The sequence below is a fragment of the Niallia sp. FSL W8-1348 genome, assembly GCF_038006745.1.
GTDB classification, from domain to species: domain Bacteria; phylum Bacillota; class Bacilli; order Bacillales; family Cytobacillaceae; genus Niallia; species Niallia alba.
Window position 1 is genome coordinate 2715958 of the sequence record NZ_JBBOVV010000001.1, and the last position, 18307, is coordinate 2734264.

Consider the following 18307-nt stretch of genomic DNA (forward strand, 5'->3'; position numbering starts at 1 on the left):
GAGAGAGGTTGTCTAAGCCCATTTGGAAGAGGAAGAGAGAGGCAAGGTAACAGAGGAGAGGTTGTCTAAGCCCGTTTGGAAGAGGAAGAGAGAGAAAAGGTAACGGAGAGAGGATCTCTAAGCCCTTTTCAAAACGGAACAGCCAAAAAGGTAACAGAGGCGAGGTTTTGCCTCGCCATCATCCGACCAAAACAAAAAAGCATACCCCGCCAAAAATAGGCGGCAGTATGCTTTTTCAATCTTTGCTTCTACCAAGGTAAAATTCGTTTATACCATGGTACCTTTTCATTTGTTTTTTCCTTATTTGCTGGTTTTTCACTGGAATCGTCTTTCGGTAGATCAGCACAATATTCTGTCGGTACAGTTTCCTTCGTAAAGTACATTATTCTTTTTGTGCCACACGCATTTGATGCAAGTTTACCGCTCTTAGGGTCGATATATACACCAACTGTTCCTTTTGTAGGAGTGAACCCTTTGATTGGCTCTTTATTCAAGCTTTGTTCCATAAACTGAGCCCAAACTTTCTTTGCATATGTTTTATCAGCTGTTAACGTGATGGGTTCTCCTTGATCATATCCGGTCCAAACGGCTGACACTAATTGCGGGGTATAGCCAATCATCCAGCTGTCTGATTCTGTGGAACCAGATTTACCTGCATAAATTCTTGTAATATCGTTTGCGATGGTACTTCCCGTTACAGAGGCATAGCCACTTAAATTAGGGTCAAACATTCCTGTCATCATTTGGTTCATGACAAAAGTTAAATCTGTATCTAACACTTTCTCTTTCTTTGCTTTATGTTCATAGAGAATTTGTCCATCATTTGTTTCAATTTTTGTAATGAAAACAGGAGAAACACTGTTTCCTCCATTGGCAAACATACTATAGGCATTTGCCATCTCGATTACCCGCACATTAGAGGTTCCTAGAGCAAGTGAAGGTACTTCTTGTAAATCGGTTGTAATGCCGAATCTTTTTCCTGTTTTTACTAATGTGTCCTGCCCTAAAAACAAATGGGTTTTAACAGCATATACATTATCGGAAACCGCAAGTGCCTGTGCCATTGTAATATTGCCATCTGCATATCGATTATTAAAATTATGCGGTGTATATGGATCTCTGCCATCATCAAAACGGAAGGTCGTTTTCTCGCTACTCATCATGGTCGCTGGTGTAAATCCATGTTCAAGTGCTGCGTAATACAACAAAGGTTTTATCGTCGAACCAGGCTGACGACTAGCTTGAGTTGCTCTGTTAAATGGGCTTTCTTCATAATTTCTTCCACCCACCAATGCTTTAACATAGCCTGTAGTTGGATCCATAGCTACAAAGCCTATTTGTATATTACTATCTTTGTTTATCGTGTGATTAATGGTTTCTTCTGCAATTCTTTGCTGCTCGGTATTCAAGGTAGTGTATACTCTTAATCCGCCTAATTGAATCGTTTTTTCATCCAGGTGAAGCTGGTTTTTCAAAATGTTTTTAACGCTATCTTGAAAATAGGGAGCTGTTTCCATACTTGTGTTCGGGAATTCTCCTACTAGAGATAGCTTTTCATTTAAAGCTATCTTTTTATCTTCTGCTGTTATATAGCCATTTTCAATCAAGGAATTAAGGATAATGCTTTGTCTTTTTTTTGCATTCTCCATTGATGAAAAGGGAGAATAAATACTGGGTCCCTTCGGAATACCAGCAAGCATGGTTGCTTCTGCTAGCGTTAGTTTTGATGCCTCTTTTCCAAAGTAATATTGGCTCGCTGCCTCTGCTCCATATGCTCCGTGGCCATAATAAATTGTATTTATATAGCCCTCTAGAATCTCATCCTTCGTATAAAATATTTCTAGTCGAAGTGTATAAAAAGCCTCTGCAATTTTTCGCTTCCATGTCTTTTCATGCTCTAAAAATAAGTTTCGGGCATATTGCTGCGTTATCGTACTTGCCCCTTGTACTTTTGCCATTGCTTTTATGTCTGCTAAAATAGCACCGCCAATTCGTTTATAATCAAAGCCGTGATGAGAATAAAAGTTCTTATCTTCAATGGAAACAGTAGCATCCACTAAATATGGGCTAATATCATCGATGGATACCCAATATCTTTTTTGCCCATTACTGCTTTCTCCAATGATACTACCGTTATCTGAATAATAGATAGTTGACTGAGAAACGGCTAAAGGAGGGGGGCCAAGTGTACGAGCGTATACATAAACTCCGATAAAAATGATGCTTGCGGTTATCATGAAAAGGAGTCCCAATATCACGAGTATGCGTAAATACTTTCCAGAGTTTTTTAATTTATTGACAATGACTTCCAATACATGACACCTCCTAAGTAGAAATTTCTTTGTTTTTTATCGTTATGAAACGAAACGAAAATAGATAGCACTAGTATGTGGTAAAGATTGGTGTTTTAAACATTTTTATCATGGAATATAAAAAAATTCTTTGCATTTTTACGAATATCCACTATACTTTTTTCGTGTTTGTTATTTGTTTGATTGGGAAGTATAAAAAGAAGATTGTTTTCATTAGAAATGTTTCTTTTTTGATTGCTTTAACTAATCAAATGAATGGAGGATATGAAAATGGGAATTTGGTTTACAGAAAAGCAGACTGATAATTTTGGAATTACAATGAAAATCAAACGTACATTACATACAGAACAGACACCGTTTCAAAAGTTGGAGATGGTAGAGACAGAAGAGTGGGGAAATATGCTGTTATTGGATGATATGGTGATGACTTCTACCAGAGATGAATTTGTTTATCATGAAATGGTAGCACATATTCCATTATTTACTCACCCGAAACCTGAGCATATTCTTGTAGTTGGCGGCGGTGATGGCGGAGTTATTCGGGAAGTATTAAAGCATTCAAGTGTTAAAAAGGCGACGCTTGTTGATATTGATGGTAAAGTAATTGAATATAGTAAGCAGTTTCTACCAGAGATAGCTGGAAAGCTGGATGACCCAAGAGTGGATGTGCAAGTAGGTGATGGCTTTATGCATATTGCCAAAAGTGAAAAGGTCTATGATGTAATTATGGTAGATTCCACAGAACCAGTGGGACCTGCTGTTAATCTGTTTACAAAAGGCTTCTATGCTGGGATAGCAAAAGCTTTAAAGGATGATGGACTTTTCGTTGCTCAATCGGACAACCCATGGTTTAAAGGAGAGCTTATTCGCTCCGTACAAAGAGATGTAAAAGAAATATTTCCAATAACCAGATTATATATCGCTAATATACCGACATATCCAAGCGGAATGTGGGCGTTCACAATTGGATCAAAGCAATATGATCCCTTACAAGTGCCAGAGAGCCGTTTCCATTCAATAGAAACCAAGTATTACACGAAAGACTTACACAAAGCGGCCTTTATTCTACCGAAGTTTGTTCAAGATCTTTGTGAAGGGGATAGTGAATCAATTTAGATTTAAGCTGTTTTGAATAAAAAAGGAGTGATTACCAATGCGTTTTGATGAATCATATTCAGGAAATGTATTTATAAAAAGTTTTCCAAATTATGAAGAAAGCCAAGTAGTATTGTACGGTATGCCAATGGATTGGACTGTTAGCTTCCGCCCTGGGTCCCGTTTTGGCCCTGCCCGAATTCGCGAGGTTTCGGTTGGCTTAGAAGAATACAGTCCATATTTAGATAGAGAGCTGGAAGAGGTAAAATACTTTGATGCGGGAGATATCCCGTTGCCATTTGGAAATCCACAGCGAAGCTTAGATATGATCGAAGAATTTGTGGACAAAGTATTAGGAGATAATAAATTCCCACTTGGAATGGGTGGAGAGCACTTAGTATCTTGGGGCGTATTCCAAGCAATGTATAAAAAATATCCAGATTTAGCAATCATACATATGGATGCTCATACAGATCTTCGTGATGAGTATGAGGGGGAGCCGCTATCTCATTCGACACCAATCAAAAAAGTAGCAAATTTAATTGGCCCAAAGAATGTTTATTCTTTTGGTATCCGCTCTGGAATGAAAGAGGAGTTCCAATGGGCAAAAGAAGTTGGCATGCATATTTCTAAGTTTGAAGTGCTAGAGCCTTTAAAAGAAATCTTGCCAACACTTGCAGGCAGACCTGTATATGTAACAATTGATATTGATGTATTAGACCCAGCACATGCGCCAGGTACTGGTACAGTAGATGCAGGGGGAATTACATCAAAAGAATTATTAGCGTCTATTCACGAAATTGCACGCTCCAATGTTCAAGTAGTTGGGGCAGATTTGGTAGAAGTAGCACCAATTTATGACCCATCTGAGCAAACGGCAAATACAGCTAGTAAATTAATCCGTGAAATGATCTTAGGATTCGTAAAATGATCATTTCATAGATAGTCCTAAAAAGAGGCTGGGACATAAGTATTCCAGCCAAGGATAATTCCGAACAATTATACGAAGATGCTAATGAATGTTCCGTATAATTGTTCGGGCTTTTATTTGTTTTTCAAAGGATGTTTCCATGAAGTTTGGTGCGATTCCCCGCAGCCGGAATACACTTCGCTTTCCATGGGGCTCGCGCTGAGCCGCTTCGGCCTGTGGCCTGCAGGGTCTCAGACTGTCTCGCTAATCCCATAGGAGTCTTCGTGTATTCCGGCTGCTCTGTTTTTCCAACTAATTATATTTCCTCTTGTAAAAAGTATGCGAAAGCAGCCGCTATTTACTAGCTATATTAGAAATTGTTCGTCTTTACAGAGTATCTATTTAGTTATGTCCCATCCTCTTTTTTGTGGACTCTGGTTTAATAAATAGATTCTAGAAATTCCTAGGAAAAATGCTTTGTATATATGTTAAAATATAGAAAATAATGAAAAAGCTGAGTTATGATGAAAGGGATCCATACTAGTAGCTGGCAATGGAAATATAGTTGCTTTGTAATCTGCTTTTTAAGAAACTGAAATAATCATCTGATAAACTTTATATGAACCATTTTTGCTGCAATTTTTATATGTAAAATAAGATGGAGCATGACATTTACATAGGGAGAAGGAATAAAATGAGTAAAAAGATTTTTGTCGTATTAATAGGGATCATAGTATTATTTGCAGGCTTTCATTCGGCAAATACAGTGCAAGCTGCCAGCAAAAAAACGAAATATGTTACAGCAAGTTCCCTTAATATAAGAAGTGGAGCTGGTACCTCGTTCAAAGTAGTAACGACGGTAAAGAAAAATCAGGCTGTAACAGTAACCCAAACAAAAGGGTCTTGGGATAAGGTGACAGTTGGAAAGAAAACAGGCTGGGCATCCAATAAATATTTAACAACAAAGAAGCCGGCAGCAAAAGCAGCAACAACGACGAAAACGATGTATGTCACAGCAAGTACGTTGAATGTGAGAAGTGGTGCAGGTACCACTTACAAAGTAATTACAACAGTCAAAAAGAATCAATCTTTAAAAGTATCGCAAACAAAGGGTTCTTGGAGCAAAGTAACGGTAGGCACCAAAACAGGCTGGGTTTCGAGTAAATATCTAACAACAAAAAAGCCAGCTGCACCAAAAAATTTGGCAGCAGGTCTAAAAACAGTGGGGAAAAATAAGCAATTGATTCTTGTAACATCAAATGGTTATAATACATCCTCTGCTGAAATTCGCACATTTGAAAAGAATACAAAAGGAGAATGGGTTCCAGTTCTAACTACAGCTGGACACATCGGTAAATATGGATTTACATCAAATATGAGTGAAGGCGGTAAAAAGTCACCCATTGGGAAATTTACAATAGGGACAGCTTTCGGTACAGAAAAGAACCCTGGAACAAAATTATCTTATCGAAAAATTACCAATGACGATGTATGGGTAGATGATCCAAAATCTAAGCTCTATAACACGTGGCAGTCTAAAAAGAAAACTAGCGGTCAGTGGAAGAGTGCAGAAAATATGAATGTGCCGGCATATAAATATGGTTTTGTCATTGACTACAACACAAAACGCATTCCAAACAAAGGAAGTGCAATCTTTTTCCACATTGGGAATAGTTACACCCTTGGATGTACGGCAACATCAGAAGCAAATGTAGTGAAGATTCTAAAATGGTTAGATCCTTCTAAAAACCCGGTAATTATACAAACACCAATTAAAGAGTTAAATAACTATTAAAAATGAAGGGGCTGGGACAAAAGTATTCCAGCCAAGGATAAATCCGAACAATTATACGAAGACGCTTATGAGAGTCCGTATAATTGTTTGGTTTTTTATTTGTTTTTAAAAGGATGTTTCCATGAAGTTTGGTGCGATTCCCCGCAGCCGGAATACACTTCGCTTTCCGTGGGGCTCGCGCTGAGCCTCCTCAGCTTCGCCTCCGGGGTCTCAGACTGTCTCGCTAATCCCACAGGAGTCTACGTGTATTCCGGCTGCTCTGTTTAACCAACTAATTATATTTCCTATTGTAAAAAGTATGCAAAAGCAGCAGCTATATACTAGCTAAACTAGAGATTGTTCATCTTAACAAAGTATCTATTTAGATATGTCCCATCCTCTTTATCATTCTTAAACAATGATTAAATTTATTATATGCGCATCATTTGTCGAACCATCTTGCACTTCCCCCTCAAAAAATTTATACTTATAAAGTTACACAGTAAAATGAAAAGGAAGTGTTGTCGTTGTCTCAACCATCAGCGCAACAGGTGCCTGTAAAATTACATGTTACAACACATATATATAATGGGAAAAATAAAGAAAGTATTGAGTGGATTGGGTTTGGTCAATACTTAGAAAAAGATACTAGTAAATATATAAAATATGAAGAAATCATAGAAGAAGGCACCATTAAAACAATTATTAAAGTCACGGAAAAGGAAGGATTAATCCTTCGAAGTGGAGCGGTAAAAATGCGACTCCCTTTTCTAATTAATAAACAGAAAATCGGTAGTTATGAAAGTCCATACGGTGTTTTTCAACTAATTACAGATACAAAGAGGCTAGCATTAGAAATAGAGCAGCACACAACAACAGGTTCATTAGATATTTTATATGATTTAAAGATGCAGGGTAGCAATAATGGGACCTATCATATGACTATTTCATTTAAGGAGGAGACAGAGTAAGAATGAATATTGTAGATCAAATAAAGGAAAAACTAAAGGAAGAAATTAAACAAAGTGTGATAAAAGCTGGGTTAGCAGCAGAAGAACAAATTCCAGAAGTGATATTGGAATTACCAAAGGACAAAGCACATGGTGATTATTCTACTAATATGGCGATGCAGTTAGCGAGAGTCGCGAAGAAAGCACCACGTATGATTGCAGAGGCTATTATTGACAATTTCGATCAAACGAAAGCTTCTATTAAAAAAGTAGAAATAGCAGGACCTGGCTTCATTAATTTTTATATGGATAACAGCTATCTAACTGATTTAATTCCAACTATTCTTAAAGCAGGAGAGCAATACGGACAAACAACAGTTGGAAACAATGAAAAAGTGCAAGTGGAGTTTGTTTCTGCAAACCCTACTGGAGATCTTCATTTAGGACATGCACGTGGGGCAGCAGTAGGAGATTCCCTATGCAATATTTTAGATAAAGCTGGTTATAGCGTATCAAGAGAATACTATATTAATGATGCTGGTAACCAAATTAACAACTTGGCATTATCTGTAGAAGCACGATATTTCCAAGCATTAGGAATGGAAAAAGAAATGCCGCAAGATGGCTATCATGGAGAAGACATTATCGGAATTGGGAAAGAATTAGCAGAGGAATATGGCGATAAGTATGTCCATGTTTCGGAGCAAGAACGTTTTGATTTTTTCCGTGACTACGGTTTGAAATATGAAATGGCTAAGTTAAAGCAGGATTTAGAAGATTTCCGTGTGAAATTTGATGTGTGGTTCTCCGAAACGTCTCTTTATCAAAATGGAAAGATTGATATTGCCCTAAACAAATTAAGAGAAAATGGCTATATTTTTGAGTTGGATGGAGCGACATGGCTACGTTCTACTGATTTCGAAGATGACAAAGACCGTGTTCTTATTAAAAATGATGGTTCGTTTACTTATTTATTACCAGACATTGCTTATCATAAAGATAAACTAGATAGAGGTTTTGAAAAGCTTATTAATATTTGGGGTGCAGACCATCATGGTTATATACCTCGTATGAAAGCTGCAATTCAAGCATTAGGATATGACAAAGATGCTTTAGAGGTTGAAATTATTCAGCTTGTTCATCTATATAAGAATGGTGAAAAAATGAAGATGAGTAAGCGTACTGGTAAAGCTGTTACAATGAGAGATTTAGTGGAAGAAGTAGGCTTAGATGCAACTCGTTACTTCTTTGCAATGAGAAGTGCGGATACGCATTTAGATTTTGATCTAGATCTTGCTGTATCACAATCCAATGAAAACCCAGTATATTATGCACAATACGCGCATGCCCGTATTTCCAGTATCCTTAGACAAGGGAAAGAACAAGGAATCGAGCCTGGCGATGAATTGAACGCTGCGTTAATTACTGCAGAAAAAGAATTTGACTTATTGAAAAAACTAGGAGAATTCCCACAAGCAGTAGGAGAAGCGGCATTAAAGAGAATGCCACACCGTATTACTAATTATATTTACGACTTAGCGTCTACTTTCCATAGCTTTTATAACGCAGAAAAAGTATTGGATGTAGACAATTTAGAAAGAACGAAGGCACGTCTAGCATTAATTCAAGCAACGCAAATAACGTTAAGAAACGCCTTAGCCCTAATCGGCGTATCTGCACCAGAAAAAATGTAATTAATTAAGAGAGGAGAGCATAAAGTGATGCTCTCCTCTCAGACTGTAGACAAACCCCTGAATTTTAGAAATAGAGGTTTGTATATAGTATATTTATTAGTACCTTTGAATAGGGAGGTTGCTCACCGCTCCAGGGGTTCGCTTTCCGTGGCGCTCGCCCCATGGAAAGCGAAGTATATTCAGGCTGCGGGTTATCACCACAAACCTTCCTTCTTAAAATGAATAAAACCCTAAACAATCATACGAACTCTTCTTAGCATATACGTATAATCGTTCAGGGTTATTTGGTTGAAAAGACTTATGTCCCAACTTCCTTTTTTTATAAAGAAATCATTGGATATTTCTAATCATCTTTTCGAATAATAAAAAGCATCTACTTCAGGAAAGGGAAGATGCTTGTGAAATTAGTTCTATTTGCTTTACTTACTGGGTTTTTAACTGGATTCATCTTTGGACTATTAAAGCTACCCATACCTGCTCCAGGTGCATTTTCAGGGATTGTAGGCATTTTTGGAATATATGCCGGTTACCGTGTGTTCGAATGGGTCAGTGTCTTTTTTCAAAGATAATAAGAAATGTAAATATGATGGATGCTCAACTAGATGGCCGCTTACTATTCCAGTGAGCGGCCATTTAGTTGAGCATGATTAATTGTTGTATTTAGAGTCCTTAGCATCTTTACGAAGTCCTTTTATAAAAACGGAGCAAAAAGACGGGAAACCCATTCCTTTAGTTTACTTCTCATCGTGATTGTATTTAAACCTTCAAGCGATAATTCCTTTGCTTGCTGTAAATCCATCTCTGTAATCTTGTTCATTTTGTCAATAAATATAGGGTCATAGATGCAACAATTTAACTCGTGATTTAAAAAGATACTGCGTCTATCAAAATTGGATGAACCGATAATAATAATCTCATTATCAACATTAATTAATTTGCCATGAAAAAAGCCATTCAAATATTGATAAACGCTTGCTCCATTTCCTATTAGTGAACGTAGATAGGGAAAAGAGGCCTCTTTAACAAGCATATGATCCGCTTTATCAGGAATAAGGATCGTAATGGAAACATTTCTATGTAATGCTCTCACTAACTCTTCTGTTATTCGCTTACTAGGGATAAAATAAGGAGTAGCGATAAAAAGCGATTTTTTGCTGTTTTTGACCAAGTTACAGATTATTTCTTCTAAATAAACCCCTTGTGTAGGAATTAGTTGATGTCTAGATTCTCCCTTTTGCTGCATAGGGAAATATATAGGATTTTGCAGTAGATTAACTTTAAAGGCTTTTAACCAGTCGATTAAAAACTCCCGCTGTAAGTCATCAACTCCTTCTCCAGTTAATTGAAGATGATAGTCACGCCAAGGGCTTAATTTGAAGTTGGCATGAATATAATCTTTGCCAATATTAAAGCCGCCCATAAAACCAACTTTTCCATCAATGATGGCAATTTTCCGATGGTTTCTAACTTGTAAGGAATAAAAAAGGTAAGGGAATGTTGGGAGTTGGCAAAAAGCAAACTGAACACCAGCCTTTTTTAAATTCTCCCTAATTTTTTTTCGTATTTTAATACTTCCCAACCAATCCAAAATAAGGCGTACTTCCACTCCTTCATGTGCTTTTGTTTCTAAAAGGTTAAGAAACTCCGTGGAAATACTGTCTGTCTTAATAGTATAGAAAAGGACATGAACATGGCTGTTTGCCTCTTTAATGGTCTGAAACAGGGCTGGAAACAACTCTGTTCCGTCCGAATAAATGTGAAAGTTAGTATATCTAAAAGGATAGTTTTTTCGATCTGTTTTTTTTTGCTGGGCTCTCTTTCCTAATTGGAAGTCAATAAAGAGAAGGAAAATCAGTATGGCAATAATACTTATGATTATCAAGAATGTCTTCATTCACTATGCCTCCTTAAAAGGATAGTATTCCCGATATTCTATGCCTTTCATACCTCGGTTTAAATTATATTGTTTTGTTGAATGAGAAAGAATAAGGAAAGCTGTAATAAGAGGAGCAAGGTACGAGAAGAGCGTTCATATAGAAGAGGAACACTTAAACAAGAAGGATCTAGAAACGTTCATCCACATTCATTTCAATGTGATAATAATTTTAAGGGGAAAATAAAGAAGAGACTTGCACTTTACTTGCTATAATCGTTATTCTAGAAGTAAGAATAATCAATTATTTAGGTTGGGATGGATGAAAGGTGCGGAAACTTTTGATATTAATAGGACTGCTCCTATTTTTAGGAATCTTTTATATTCTTTATAAGCATCAATTAGGCTCGATTGGTTTTTTTCTTTTATCCCTTCTGTTTTTTCGCCTAGCTAAAAATAAACAAGCAAGTCAAAAAGGAACCACCAAAAGGAAGGAAACCTTCTATTTCAAAGAAAAGTTAAATAAACCTTAACTAGAACTAGCATATTCACCTAAAATTTGTTTATAATGGAGAATATGTATTTTTACTATTTAGTAAAGGTTTCCTTTCTTAAAATGAGCCTACTAAAAGTAGACAGGTAATTAGATTGATTTGTTAAAAGATCAATAAGATGTATAAAAAATAATAAACTCCCGACACATGAAACTTCCACCTGAATTTTGGTCCAAGCTTTCAGGAAGGGGATTGAGTAGAATATGAAAGGAAGTGCGAAAGAATGAGTGTTGACAAATACACAAAAGAAGAACTAAAAGAAATGTCACTAATTGATGTAGCATATGAAATAATGAATGGTGGCAAAACACCTTATGCATTTAATGAACTAATGAACGAAGTAGCAAAGTTAGTAGGACTAAGTGAAGAAGAAGTTAACGAGAAAATAGCACAATTTTATACAGATGTTAATATTGATGGTCGCTTTTTATCACTAGGTGACAATCGTTGGGGACTTCGTTTATGGTATCCAGTAGATAAATCAGAGGAAGACGTTGTAACTGTTACAAAGCCGAAGAAGAAGAAAGCTAAAAAAGCTGTCGATGATGACTTCGATGATTTTGATAGCTTAGAGGAAGATGATGACGATTTCGATGACTTTGATGCAGATCTAGATGATGAAGAACTTCTAGATGAGGATGACGATTTGGATGAAGAGGAAGACGACGATCTATTGGATGACGATTTGTCAGAGGAAGACGAAGACTTCGACGAAGATTTAGAAGAAGAATATGAAATCGAAGATGAGGAGGAAGAGGAAGACGAAGACGACGAATTTGAAGATGATGAGGATGAAGATAAATAATTCTTCTACTCTTGACATTTACAGTCGTTGCTAGTAAAATCTTTTTTGGGCTCCTTAAAAAGAGGAACGAACTTAAATTCGCTAAATATAGCGCTCCCTTACTTGTAGAAAGTAAGTGGAGCGCTTTTTATTTTTTAGTAAGGAAGTTAATAGCAATCGTTTCATACCCCTCTAAAAAAATTAGTTAATTCGTCTTAAATAAAGAGGAATTGGAGCAAACTTAAATCAAGGGGGATTATATAATGACAAAATATATTTTTGTAACAGGTGGAGTAGTATCTTCACTAGGAAAAGGGATTACAGCAGCTTCTCTTGGTCGCTTGCTGAAAAACCGTGGTGTAAGTGTAACGATTCAAAAGTTTGACCCGTATATTAACGTGGACCCAGGTACGATGAGTCCTTATCAGCACGGAGAAGTATTTGTAACAGATGATGGTGCAGAAACAGACTTAGACTTAGGACACTATGAGCGTTTTATTGATATCAATTTAACGAAATATAATAACGTTACAACAGGAAAGATCTATTCTACTGTTTTAAGAAAAGAGCGAAGAGGAGATTATCTTGGAGGTACGGTTCAAGTAATTCCACATATTACGAATGAAATTAAAGAGCGTGTATATAGAGCTGGGCGTGAAACAAATGCAGATGTGGTTATTACGGAAATTGGCGGAACGGTTGGGGATATTGAATCATTACCATTCTTAGAAGCAATTCGCCAAATTAAAAGTGATATTGGCCGCGATAATGTTATGTATATTCATTGTACATTAGTACCTTACATTAAAGCTGCAGGGGAAATGAAAACAAAGCCAACTCAACACAGTGTAAAAGAGTTGCGTAGCTTGGGAATTCAGCCAAATGTTATTGTTGTAAGAACAGAAAAACCAATTTCTGAAGATATGAAAGACAAAATTGCGTTATTCTGTGATATAGACAATAAATCGGTTATTGAGTGTCGTGATGCCGATACACTATATACGATTCCTCTAGCATTACAAGAGCAAAACCTTGATCAAATTGTATGCGACCATTTAAAGCTAAAATGCCAAGAAGCAGATATGACAGAATGGATTGAATTAGTAGATCGTGTACGTAATCTTTCTAAAACAACAAAAATTGCACTTGTTGGTAAATATGTAGAACTACAAGATGCCTATATTTCTGTTGTAGAAGCATTAAAACATGCTGGTTATGCATTTGATGCCGATATCAATATTGATTGGATTAATGCAGAGCATGTAACGAAAGAAAATGTCCAAGAATTACTACAAGATGCAGATGGAATCCTTGTACCAGGCGGATTTGGAGATCGTGGAATTGAAGGAAAGATATTAGCAACACAATATGCACGTGAACAAAAAGTGCCTTTCTTAGGAATTTGTTTAGGAATGCAGGTTGCTTCTATCGAATTTGCACGTAACGTTTTAGGTTGGAAGGATGCTCATTCTTCTGAAATTAATGAAGCGACTACTCATCCAGTTATCGATCTTCTACCTGAACAGAAGGATGTAGAGGATTTAGGCGGAACACTTCGCTTAGGTTTATATCCATGTAAACTAAAAGAAGAAACAAGAGCTTATGAAGCCTATCAAGATGAAGTAATTTATGAGAGACATCGCCATCGTTATGAATTTAATAATCAATATCGTCAAGAAATGGAAAAGGCAGGATTTATTTTCTCTGGAACTAGCCCAGATGGCCGTTTAGTGGAAATTGTTGAGTTAAAAGACCATCCTTGGTTTGTTGCATCTCAATTCCACCCAGAATTTATTTCAAGACCAACTCGTCCACAACCGCTATTCCGTGAGTTTGTTGGTGCATCTATCCGCCTAGCGGAAAAATAATAAAGAAAACTTATACTGTCTTAACTGTTAAAAAAGAGGTTACTCCATTTGGAATAACCTCTTTTTGTGATCTTTTCTAACGCTTAGCGTTATGTTTCTTCCTATTATATAGTGTATTCCTTTAAAATTTCATCGGTTGTAAACTTAATGCCGTGATAAATAAAGAGAGCCGCAATTAAAGAGGGGTAGCCGTATCTATTTCCTTCTTCATCAGGCAATAAGCCTTTAGTGAGTTTTAAGTTGATAGTAACTTCCGCTAAGTCAACCAATGATTCTATTTCAGGGTTGGTAATCGAACAGATAGAAATAAAGGGAACTTGAGCCTCGTGTAATTGTTTGGCAAAAAGATTTACCTCTTCTTCTTCATTGGTGCGAGAAAACAGAATGAAACGATCATTAGAAGTAATAAGATCAAGTGATGCGCCTGTCCATTCTACTGCATTTGGCATTGGCTCCATTCCTTTTGTCGCCTCCTCTATCACTCCAGCCATTTCATTTGTTGCATAGAAGTAAACTTTTCCGTCACTCACGATGGCTTGGGCTAATAATCTCGAGCTGTCTTCGATTGTCTCCTCTTCTTTTTCGTGTAACCTTTTAAATAGTCCACTTAATTGAGTGGAAAACATTTTAAGCACGTGAAAAACCTCCATTATTATAAAAATTAACAGTAAATCGCTTCATATAGTAGATAATTATAATTAAATATAGGGAAAAGGTAAAATTTAAGGGAATTAGCAGGAAAAGTTGACCAAATAGTAGAAAGATAACTATGATAAAACCGAGACAATACATACATAACTCGACTGAGAAGGGAAGGTTCAATTATGAAAGGGAAAATACTAATCGTTGATGATCAATTCGGCATAAGAATCCTTTTGAATGAAGTTTTTCAAAAGGAAGGATATAAAACATTTCAAGCTGCAAATGGAAATCAGGCGTTAGAAATAGTGACAAGAGAATTACCAGATTTAGTATTACTTGATATGAAGATTCCTGGAATGGATGGAATTGAAATATTAAAACGAATGAAAAAGCTTAATCAAGATATTCGTGTCATTATCATGACTGCCTATGGAGAACTTGATATGATTCAAGAAGCGAAAGACCTTGGAGCACTCACGCATTTTGCTAAACCGTTTGATATTGATGATCTTAGAGAAGCTGTTAAGAAATACATTAATCAGTAATTGCTCAAGTATATACATATTAATTACCTAAACGATACGAAGAAGATATCTCTTATCCTTAAAATATTTGTTTTTAGTTAGGGACTAATAATTTTTTGAAAATTAATCTGTGATATTTTTTACAAAGAAATAAAACAGCCATCAATCTGGAATAGTGAGATTGATGGTATTTACAGTGTTTTTTTCTCCAGTTTCCAATGTATCTAGTTTTGAAGTGCTTTCATTCGTCAAAAATTATGCTAAATTGTGACAAAATAGAAAAAAAAGCTGGAACGATAGCATTTCTTGTTTAATTTTGGTATGATTACAATTGAGTTTAAAAGGAATGATTCGTTTTCGTTTACTTGAGGTATTATATACATATTCAACTTTCCTTTGGGAAATTTAATAAAGATTCTCTTGTAACAAAGAACGATCATTAAATAAGGAGGAAGAAATATGCCTTTAGTTTCAATGAAAGACATGTTAAACAAAGCAAAAGCAGAAGGCTATGCTGTTGGTCAATTTAACTTAAATAATCTTGAGTTCACTCAAGCAATTCTTCAAGCTGCAGAAGAAGAAAAATCTCCAGTAATTCTTGGGGTATCTGAAGGTGCAGCCCGTTATATGGCTGGTTTCAAAACAGTTGTGAAAATGGTTGAAGGTTTAATCGAAGACTATAATATCACTGTTCCAGTTGCTATTCATTTAGATCACGGTTCAAGCTTCGAAAAATGTAAAGAAGCAATTGATGCTGGTTTTACATCTGTAATGATCGATGCTTCTCATCATTCGTTTGAAGAAAACGTAGAAATTACTTCTAAAGTAGTAGAATATGCACATGCTAAAGGTGTTTCTGTTGAAGCAGAACTTGGTACTGTTGGTGGACAAGAAGACGACGTTGTAGCTGAAGGTGTAATTTATGCTGATGCTAACGAATGTGTGGAGCTTGTTAAACGTACTGGTATTGACACATTAGCTCCTGCTTTAGGTTCTGTTCACGGACCTTATAAAGGTGAGCCAAACTTAGGTTTCAAAGAAATGGAAGAAATTGGTAAATTAACTGGTTTACCATTAGTATTACACGGTGGAACTGGTATCCCAACAAAAGATATCACAAAAGCAATTTCTTTAGGAACTGCTAAAATCAACGTTAATACTGAAAACCAAATTGCTTCTGCTAAAGCAGTTCGCGAAACATTAGCTGCTAAACCAGAAGAGTATGATCCACGTAAATATTTAGGACCTGCTCGTGATGCGATTAAAGCAACAGTAATCGGCAAAATCAAAGAATTCGGTTCTTCAAATAAAGCATAATTGTTATGAAATGAAAGAGGATATCTTTTTAGGGAATACCCTTTAAAGATATCCTCTTTTTTATATATCCCAAAAAGCTTTAGAGTGGGTGGTCTAAAGTATTAGAGGGCTTTATATAGGTAATACTAAAAATGTTTGTACTTTATCTCTCTCTTAACGGATAGTAAGATCCACTTCCAGCTTATGAGTATACGCGGAAGATAGGTGGGAGATCAACTGTCTGTATAGGTCCGATTGGTTCAACTAACCAAACCCCCACTAATGGAAGTTTCACTTTATTAACAAATGAGAACGAAAGTTCATACATAGATACTTTTCCATTAAGTCTTAATATTTGGTATAATAAGTAACAGTAATTCAAACAAGATTCTACATCCAAGCCTCATCTTGATTAACTATAGCAGAATTCGTACTTTTGCATTGGCTTAGAAGGGAGCTAGAAATGGAAAAACTTATGATTGCAGGTGGATCGCCTTTAAAAGGAACGGTTAGAGTTAGTGGTGCAAAAAATAGTGCAGTTGCACTTATTCCAGCAACCATTTTAGCTGAATCTCCAGTTACAATTGAGGGGCTGCCTGACATTTCAGATGTTCAAATATTAAAAGAAATTATGGAAGAGTTAGGTGGAACGGTATCTATATCAGAGTCTGATATAACAATTGATCCCTCTTCTATGATCTCTATGCCTATGCCGAATGGAAAGGTTAAAAAATTGCGTGCTTCTTATTATTTAATGGGAGCCATGTTAGGACGTTTCAAAAAGGCAGTGATTGGATTACCTGGTGGATGCCATCTTGGACCAAGACCAATAGATCAGCATATTAAAGGGTTTGAAGCGCTCGGTGCACAGGTTACAAATGAACAAGGAGCCATTTATCTTCGGGCAGATGAGTTAAGAGGAGCAAGAATTTATTTAGATGTAGTAAGTGTCGGTGCAACAATCAATATTATGCTGGCAGCAGTACGAGCAAAAGGGAAAACCATCATTGAAAATGCAGCAAAAGAACCGGAAATCATTGATGTCGCAACACTTTTAACCAATATGGGTGCAAAAATTAAGGGAGCTGGAACCGATGTAATTCGGATTGAAGGGGTAGATCATCTACACGGTTGCCGTCATACTATTATTCCTGATCGTATTGAAGCTGGTACGTATATTATTATTGGTGCTGCAGTTGGAGACGGTGTCGTTGTGGATAATGTAATCCCTCAACATTTAGAGTCTCTTATTGCAAAATTGAGAGAAATGGGAGTTTCAATTGAATCAAGTGATGAACAAGTGTTTGTAAGTTCAAACAACTCCCTTAAACCTGTAGATATAAAAACGCTTGTATATCCTGGATTCCCAACAGATCTACAGCAGCCATTCACGTCTCTCTTGACCAAGACAAATGGTACAAGTATGGTTACAGACACAATCTATGGTGCTAGATTTAAACATATAGATGAGTTACGCCGCATGAATGCGACGATAAAAGTAGAGGGGCGATCTGCGATAATTAATGGACCTGTTCATTTACAAGGTGCGAAAGTAAAGGCAAGCGATTTGCGTGCTGGAGCATCATTAGTTATAGCAGGGCTTATGGCAGATGGAGTTACGGAGATAACTGGTCTAGAACATATAGATAGAGGATATAGTCATATAGTGGAAAAGCTCACTGGTTTAGGTGCCACAATATGGCGTGAAAAAATGACGGAAGAGGAATATCAACAAATAAATAATGGTTAATGCATAGTAATACGCAATTGCGATGCAACATTCATTTATTGTAAGGCTGTTTTCTAAAAGATTGTTGTTTCTCTAGAAATAATGAATTGGTTGGCTACAGGTAATGGCAATAAACTTTACGAAAACAGCCGTTGTAAAATATGTCTAACTTTTTTCTATTCTTGCTTTTTTAAAAGGAAAAAAGGATAATCGGGGGAGGACATTCCCCTGTTCCGTGCAAAAATATAGAAGAGAATAAAATATATAATAGATTCGGATACGTATAAAAAGGTAATAATTTC

The 18307-nt window shown here is 36.4% G+C and carries 14 protein-coding genes; 11 read left to right on the forward strand and 3 right to left on the reverse strand.

Features of this window, described 5'->3' with window-relative positions:
* Window positions 1-248: 248 nt before the first annotated feature.
* Window positions 249-2312 (reverse strand): transglycosylase domain-containing protein, encoded by a 2064-nt coding sequence (locus tag NST60_RS12990; RefSeq protein ID WP_224428204.1) that lies wholly within the window; start codon window positions 2310-2312, stop codon window positions 249-251.
* Window positions 2313-2582: 270 nt separating this feature from the next.
* Here NST60_RS12990 and speE point away from each other — a divergent pair, with 270 nt between their 5' ends.
* From speE to NST60_RS13020, 6 genes are all read left to right on the forward strand, one after another.
* The gene (gene speE, locus NST60_RS12995) at window positions 2583-3428 is read left to right on the forward strand and encodes a spermidine synthase (RefSeq protein ID WP_101729876.1); all 846 of its coding nucleotides are present in this window, start codon (window positions 2583-2585) and stop codon (window positions 3426-3428) included.
* A gap of 37 nt (window positions 3429-3465) precedes the next feature.
* Window positions 3466-4338: an agmatinase gene (speB, locus tag NST60_RS13000; protein WP_047940781.1), complete on the forward strand. Its 873-nt coding sequence runs from the start codon at window positions 3466-3468 to the stop codon at window positions 4336-4338.
* A 673-nt stretch (window positions 4339-5011) separates the two neighbouring features.
* Window positions 5012-6112: an SH3 domain-containing protein gene (locus NST60_RS13005; protein ID WP_169189398.1), complete on the forward strand. Its 1101-nt coding sequence runs from the start codon at window positions 5012-5014 to the stop codon at window positions 6110-6112.
* A gap of 497 nt (window positions 6113-6609) precedes the next feature.
* Window positions 6610-7062: a DUF1934 domain-containing protein gene (locus tag NST60_RS13010; protein WP_341098913.1), complete on the forward strand. Its 453-nt coding sequence runs from the start codon at window positions 6610-6612 to the stop codon at window positions 7060-7062.
* Window positions 7063-7064: 2 nt separating this feature from the next.
* Entirely contained in the window at window positions 7065-8735 is a 1671-nt protein-coding gene (gene argS, locus NST60_RS13015; protein ID WP_341098915.1) for an arginine--tRNA ligase, read from the forward strand.
* Between the two features lie 392 nt (window positions 8736-9127).
* Window positions 9128-9304 (forward strand): XapX domain-containing protein, encoded by a 177-nt coding sequence (locus NST60_RS13020; RefSeq protein WP_205835682.1) that lies wholly within the window; start codon window positions 9128-9130, stop codon window positions 9302-9304.
* A gap of 122 nt (window positions 9305-9426) precedes the next feature.
* On the opposite strand, the gene cls is transcribed toward NST60_RS13020, so the two are convergent.
* Entirely contained in the window at window positions 9427-10629 is a 1203-nt protein-coding gene (gene cls / locus NST60_RS13025) for a cardiolipin synthase (RefSeq protein WP_341098920.1), read from the reverse strand.
* Between the two features lie 756 nt (window positions 10630-11385).
* Between cls and rpoE the strand changes: the two genes are divergently transcribed.
* Together rpoE and NST60_RS13035 are read left to right on the forward strand one after the other, a co-directional pair.
* Window positions 11386-11967, forward strand: coding sequence for a DNA-directed RNA polymerase subunit delta (gene rpoE / locus NST60_RS13030; RefSeq protein ID WP_016202512.1), 582 nt, complete (start codon window positions 11386-11388; stop codon window positions 11965-11967).
* A 242-nt stretch (window positions 11968-12209) separates the two neighbouring features.
* Window positions 12210-13814 carry a CTP synthase gene (locus NST60_RS13035; protein ID WP_016202511.1) on the forward strand — a complete coding sequence of 535 codons (1605 nt, stop codon included), beginning with the start codon at window positions 12210-12212 and terminating at the stop codon, window positions 13812-13814.
* 104 nt (window positions 13815-13918) lie between these two features.
* Here the strand turns inward: NST60_RS13035 and NST60_RS13040 are convergent, their stop codons facing one another.
* Window positions 13919-14449: a DUF2529 domain-containing protein gene (locus NST60_RS13040; protein ID WP_016202510.1), complete on the reverse strand. Its 531-nt coding sequence runs from the start codon at window positions 14447-14449 to the stop codon at window positions 13919-13921.
* Window positions 14450-14635: 186 nt separating this feature from the next.
* Between NST60_RS13040 and NST60_RS13045 the strand changes: the two genes are divergently transcribed.
* From NST60_RS13045 to NST60_RS13055, 3 genes are all read left to right on the forward strand, one after another.
* On the forward strand, window positions 14636-15001 hold the full coding sequence (locus NST60_RS13045; protein ID WP_198013185.1) for a response regulator: 366 nt from the start codon (window positions 14636-14638) through the stop codon (window positions 14999-15001).
* Between the two features lie 438 nt (window positions 15002-15439).
* Window positions 15440-16297, forward strand: a complete 858-nt coding sequence (locus NST60_RS13050; protein ID WP_016202508.1) for a class II fructose-bisphosphate aldolase — start codon at window positions 15440-15442, stop codon at window positions 16295-16297.
* Between the two features lie 442 nt (window positions 16298-16739).
* Entirely contained in the window at window positions 16740-18026 is a 1287-nt protein-coding gene (locus NST60_RS13055; RefSeq protein ID WP_016202507.1) for a UDP-N-acetylglucosamine 1-carboxyvinyltransferase, read from the forward strand.
* Window positions 18027-18307: the final 281 nt, after the last annotated feature.

What these genes read in the sequence shown, in the direction of transcription:
- speE (WP_101729876.1), top strand. Translation starts at nt 2,583, where the DNA reads ATGGGAATTTGGTTTACAGAAAAGCAGACTGATAATTTTGGAATTACA.
- speB (WP_047940781.1), top strand. Translation starts at nt 3,466, where the DNA reads ATGCGTTTTGATGAATCATATTCAGGAAATGTATTTATAAAAAGTTTT.
- NST60_RS13005 (WP_169189398.1), top strand. Translation starts at nt 5,012, where the DNA reads ATGAGTAAAAAGATTTTTGTCGTATTAATAGGGATCATAGTATTATTT.
- argS (WP_341098915.1), top strand. Translation starts at nt 7,065, where the DNA reads ATGAATATTGTAGATCAAATAAAGGAAAAACTAAAGGAAGAAATTAAA.
- NST60_RS13020 (WP_205835682.1), top strand. Translation starts at nt 9,128, where the DNA reads ATGCTTGTGAAATTAGTTCTATTTGCTTTACTTACTGGGTTTTTAACT.
- cls (WP_341098920.1), bottom strand. Translation starts at nt 10,629, where the DNA reads ATGAAGACATTCTTGATAATCATAAGTATTATTGCCATACTGATTTTC.
- rpoE (WP_016202512.1), top strand. Translation starts at nt 11,386, where the DNA reads ATGAGTGTTGACAAATACACAAAAGAAGAACTAAAAGAAATGTCACTA.
- NST60_RS13035 (WP_016202511.1), top strand. Translation starts at nt 12,210, where the DNA reads ATGACAAAATATATTTTTGTAACAGGTGGAGTAGTATCTTCACTAGGA.
- NST60_RS13050 (WP_016202508.1), top strand. Translation starts at nt 15,440, where the DNA reads ATGCCTTTAGTTTCAATGAAAGACATGTTAAACAAAGCAAAAGCAGAA.
- NST60_RS13055 (WP_016202507.1), top strand. Translation starts at nt 16,740, where the DNA reads ATGGAAAAACTTATGATTGCAGGTGGATCGCCTTTAAAAGGAACGGTT.